The 4,021-nt window shown below is 34.6% G+C and carries 5 protein-coding genes and 2 pseudogenes; 6 read left to right on the top strand and 1 reads right to left on the bottom strand.

What is annotated here, in order from left to right; all coding sequences use genetic code 11:
* Both MLE14_RS21980 and MLE14_RS21975 read left to right on the top strand, forming a co-directional pair.
* Nucleotides 1-848 (top strand): DUF421 domain-containing protein (locus MLE14_RS21980; RefSeq protein WP_243300503.1); only part of this gene is annotated, 848 nt, incomplete at its 5' end.
* A gap of 713 nt (nucleotides 849-1,561) precedes the next feature.
* Nucleotides 1,562-1,657 (top strand): annotated as a pseudogene (locus MLE14_RS21975) (DUF1657 domain-containing protein); the annotation flags it as partial.
* A 147-nt stretch (nucleotides 1,658-1,804) separates the two neighbouring features.
* Here MLE14_RS21975 and MLE14_RS21970 read toward each other — a convergent pair.
* Complete coding sequence (locus MLE14_RS21970) at nucleotides 1,805-2,374, bottom strand: YitT family protein (RefSeq protein WP_225310835.1); 570 nt, start codon at nucleotides 2,372-2,374, stop codon at nucleotides 1,805-1,807.
* A gap of 599 nt (nucleotides 2,375-2,973) precedes the next feature.
* On the opposite strand from MLE14_RS21970, the gene MLE14_RS21965 reads away from it, so the two are divergent.
* From MLE14_RS21965 to MLE14_RS21955, 4 genes and pseudogenes are all read left to right on the top strand, one after another.
* The gene (locus MLE14_RS21965) at nucleotides 2,974-3,168 is read left to right on the top strand and encodes a hypothetical protein (protein ID WP_039238838.1); all 195 of its coding nucleotides are present in this window, start codon (nucleotides 2,974-2,976) and stop codon (nucleotides 3,166-3,168) included.
* Between the two features lie 73 nt (nucleotides 3,169-3,241).
* Nucleotides 3,242-3,640 (top strand): IS66 family transposase zinc-finger binding domain-containing protein, encoded by a 399-nt coding sequence (locus MLE14_RS21960; protein ID WP_225310836.1) that lies wholly within the window; start codon nucleotides 3,242-3,244, stop codon nucleotides 3,638-3,640.
* Nucleotides 3,640-3,798, top strand: coding sequence for an IS66 family transposase (locus tag MLE14_RS22840; RefSeq protein ID WP_225310838.1), 159 nt, complete (start codon nucleotides 3,640-3,642; stop codon nucleotides 3,796-3,798). Before MLE14_RS21960 ends, MLE14_RS22840 begins: the two co-directional genes overlap by 1 nt.
* A 14-nt stretch (nucleotides 3,799-3,812) precedes the next feature.
* Nucleotides 3,813-4,021: pseudogene (locus tag MLE14_RS21955) on the top strand (IS66 family transposase); the annotation flags it as partial.

The raw sequence follows: 4,021 nt of genomic DNA, 5'->3' as shown, positions 1-4,021 counted from the left end.
TAGATATAGCTTTACGGTCAGCATTATTTGTTGTGGTTTTATTTATCATTACAAAGTGGTTAGGGAAAAAGCAAATTTCTGAACTATCTTTCTTCGAATATGTCACCGGTATTTCAATTGGAAGTATTGGTGCAGAAGTAGCTATGGGACTTGAACGGAGTATTTTTCACGGTGTCATTGGAATTGTCATCTTTGCTGCTATCCCCTTTTTCGCTGGTTTAATTTCCTTAAAAAGCAAAGGTTTTCGTAATTTTATAGAAGGGAAAGCAACTGTATTTATCAAAGATGGAAAAATCATGGAAGATAATTTAAAAAAAGAAAGATACACGATAGATGAATTATTAGCATTACTTCGTAAGAAGGATGTCTATCAGGTAGCTGATGTCGAATTCGCTGTATTAGAGGCAACAGGAGATTTATCCGTTATGTTAAAAAAGGAGAACCAACCTTTAACAGCAAAAGCCTTAAATTTATCAGTCCCTTCCGTCAAAGAGCCTCAAACTGTCATTATGGATGGTGTGATCATGGATGAACCACTAGCTACAATTGGAAGAAGTCGCGCATGGTTACATACAGAGTTAGATAAATTAGGGGTTACGGTTGAAAATGTATTTCTTGGACAAATTAATTCTTTTGGAGAGTTAACGGTTGACCTTTTCGATGATAAGTTGCAAGTTGCGTCCCCCCAAGAAAGACCTTTAATTCTTTCAACTCTAAAAAAATGCCAAGCTGACTTAGAGTTGTTTGCTCTTGGAACTGAATCAAAGGAGGCCAAACAAATGTATAAGTTAAATAGTCAAAAATTACAAGAAGCTATTGATAAAGTGACCCCTATTTTAAAAGCTTGAAATTATAAAAATACATTGATTTTTCGAATTTCCAAAAAAATGAACAACATATATGGGTTAATAACTTTATTAAGTATTGCCCTTATCCTGCATTATGATTATCGCTTTCCAACAGGATTAGGTTTGTTTCTTTTGAGTCTTCCTTTATTTATATTTGCATGGTTCCATAAACGAACATTTTTTATTTTCTTAATTGATATCTAATTGTAACAGCAGCGTTTAATATGTAGGATAAAAAGCATTCCTTTCTTCCTGCATGATAATTTGTATTATTGGAATGATTACTTCCTTGACGATGGTTCATCTTAAAAACTTTGCATAACTTGTTACAGTCCTAGGACTAAACGAACTAAAATTTATAATAAAGAAGTTTAGTTTGTTCTTCTAAGATTTCAGGATAGCATCTAGGGCAATAATATTTACGCTGGTCAGTACGAAGCCAATCATTAGGTAACAGTGATAGTTGATTTATCCAAAAATAGTTTTCACAAGAGGTGCAAATTTCCCTATTCATAGTAAAAAACAACTCCCTTTAAGATTTTAACTTTCTAAATATTCAAAGCTATACTATGCTCCCTTAATGATCAAGGTCTAGACATTTACCTATATAAAGCGCAGAGTTTTTCTAATTTCGATGGCCATGAAAAAGACTTGCTTTAAATAACAGAGGAACAAACAAAATCGACTAGGCATTCGTCCTGGACGATTTTGTTTCTCTTGGTACAAACAATCAACAAGCCAAACAGCTCTACCAAGATGCCGCTAAACAAACCCAATCCGTTAGCAATAATGTAGAACCACGTGTTTAACAAATTGAACAAGAAGAACCTCAATACAAACAACAATAAAGAGTATGGTGAAAAGGTTGGTTGAGAGACCAACCTTTTTTAAGCATTCCATTACTGGTAAAACATGGAGGGAATTTAATAAAGGTTAGCTTTTGGTCCCATAAAAGATTATTTTCCTTTAATTAAGGATGTTATGAAACCCACAGCGATTATAGCTATACATGAATAAAGGAAGGCATCTAATTTTAATAAAGCCAGACCTGCCAACACAATAATTCCATCTATCAGTATAATTACAAGTGCAATATTTAACGAAAAAGTTTCGGAAATAATTTCAGCTAGTAAGTCAGTTCCTCCAGTGCTTGTTTTATATCGCAGCATTAGACCAACTCCAACTCCAATTATTGCACCTCCAATTAGTGCACTTGCAAGTTGGGGAATAAAAAATTGAAAACGAAGAGGAGCCAGTAAATCAATAAATAAGGACGAAACCAATAAGCCTTGCAAACTACTAAAAAAATACTCTTTATTATTTAATGAGGAAAATATACAAATAGGGATACTCAACCCCACCATTATAATACCAGTTGGAAATTTTAAAAAATAATGGAGTAATAGTGCGATTCCAACAATTCCACCGTCTATTAAATGATGAGGAACTAGGAACCCATTCACACCAACTCCTAATAACAGACTTCCAATAAGAGTAGCAATTAATTTCTGAAAAATAACAATCACCTTGTCTCATCTCATTTTAATCTAATAATATGTCGGGAATTTAAGGTTAAGAATGAGGTAAGAATGCAGAGGGAAAATTAAATATTAAAATTTTATGGATATTGATTTTATTAGGGAATACTTCATTTATTAGGGGATAATCGCCTCCACTTTCCCCCTTTCTTAAAAGGCATTAAAGTATCTAAAGAAAGTAATTCTTTAGGTACTTTAATGCTCCGAAATCCCATAAGTAAATAATAATTTAAACTTAAGTAAAGTTACTATTACTCCCTTGATCCCATATATCTAAATCCCTTTTTTATAATGTAAAAGTTCACTCCGTTTTTTTATTTATTGTGTAATAAGGTAAGTTTCCTTGAGCTGACGAAATAATTCGTGCAAAACTAAAAATCATTTATGTTTATTTCCTTTATAGGTAAGTTAAATTATTTAAATTAATGAGAATTGCACTCTTATCACAAAGAACATATTCTATTTTAAAAATAAATTACTAACGTCTATTTGTGAAGATTACCGTAAGCCCCCATTCAAACAACGCATATAAACACGCAGCACCTCCTGGTACGATACATGTATCAATAAAAGGAGGTGCTTTTCCTATGCCACAACAAAAACTAACCATTGTTCCCGTTACATTACATACCGAAAACGAAAATAATTCTGCAACAAAGCCAACAGTGCTTTCCTCCAATCCTACTTGCACGATTAAAACGGCAAACGCTGAAATTTCCTTCTTTAACGGTGTAGATGAGCACATCATCCAAGCGGTCATGAGGGAGTTGAAAAATGGGTGAAACACGACTATACAAGCGTTAAAAACATTTATATCATTTGCGGTAAGACAGTTATGAGAAAAGGAATTTGCAAGTGTCCTTATTTGAGGATGACCCGTCTTTTACTGATCCTGATCACACAGAAGAACAAAGCCAACAGACCATTTCTTATACTGTTGTACGAAAAATTCAACCAAAAAAACGAAATGATTCCTTGCGTGAAGATATTGAAATAGAAGCTATTCACCATCATCCAGCAAATACAATCTGTGACGGTTGCCATGATCAAATGATAGAAATGGGCAGTACAATCGTGCGTGAAGAGGCGAAATTTATTCCTGCGAAAATGATGAAAGTTCAACATATTGAACACGCTTATGAATGTAAAAAATGCAAAAGCGATTCATTACAAAAAGGGCAGATTAAACGTGGTAAAGCGCCACAACCTCCCATTCAACGTAGCATCGCAAGTCCTAGCGTACTTCCAAAGTGATGTATGATAAATTTTCACAATACTTACCTCTTTACCGTCAGGTAAAGGAATGGGAGCGTTATGGCCTGAACACGAATGATAAGAACCTTTCCAATTGGGTCTATCGAAGTGTGCCCAGTCAAGGTCCAACGATTGTCCTGTTTCTGAATATACTCTGAACAGAGCGAATGGACTAAAAGCATTCTTGAAGGATGGCCGTATCGAAATTGATAATAATCCAGCCGAAAATGCCATTCGTCCAAATGTGATGGGTCGAAAAAACTGGCTCTTTTCCGTCAGTGAAGCTGGTGCAAAAGCCAACGCCATCTGTTTAAGTATCGCAGAAACGGCAAAAGCAAACGGAGTGGATTTCTATCGTTATCTCTTGAAGTTACTGACGGA

This window comes from Bacillus litorisediminis (assembly GCF_022808645.1).
In the GTDB taxonomy this organism is placed as follows: domain Bacteria; phylum Bacillota; class Bacilli; order Bacillales; family JC228; genus Bacillus_BF; species Bacillus_BF litorisediminis.
This window is presented reverse-complemented; position numbering and strand designations above follow the sequence as displayed.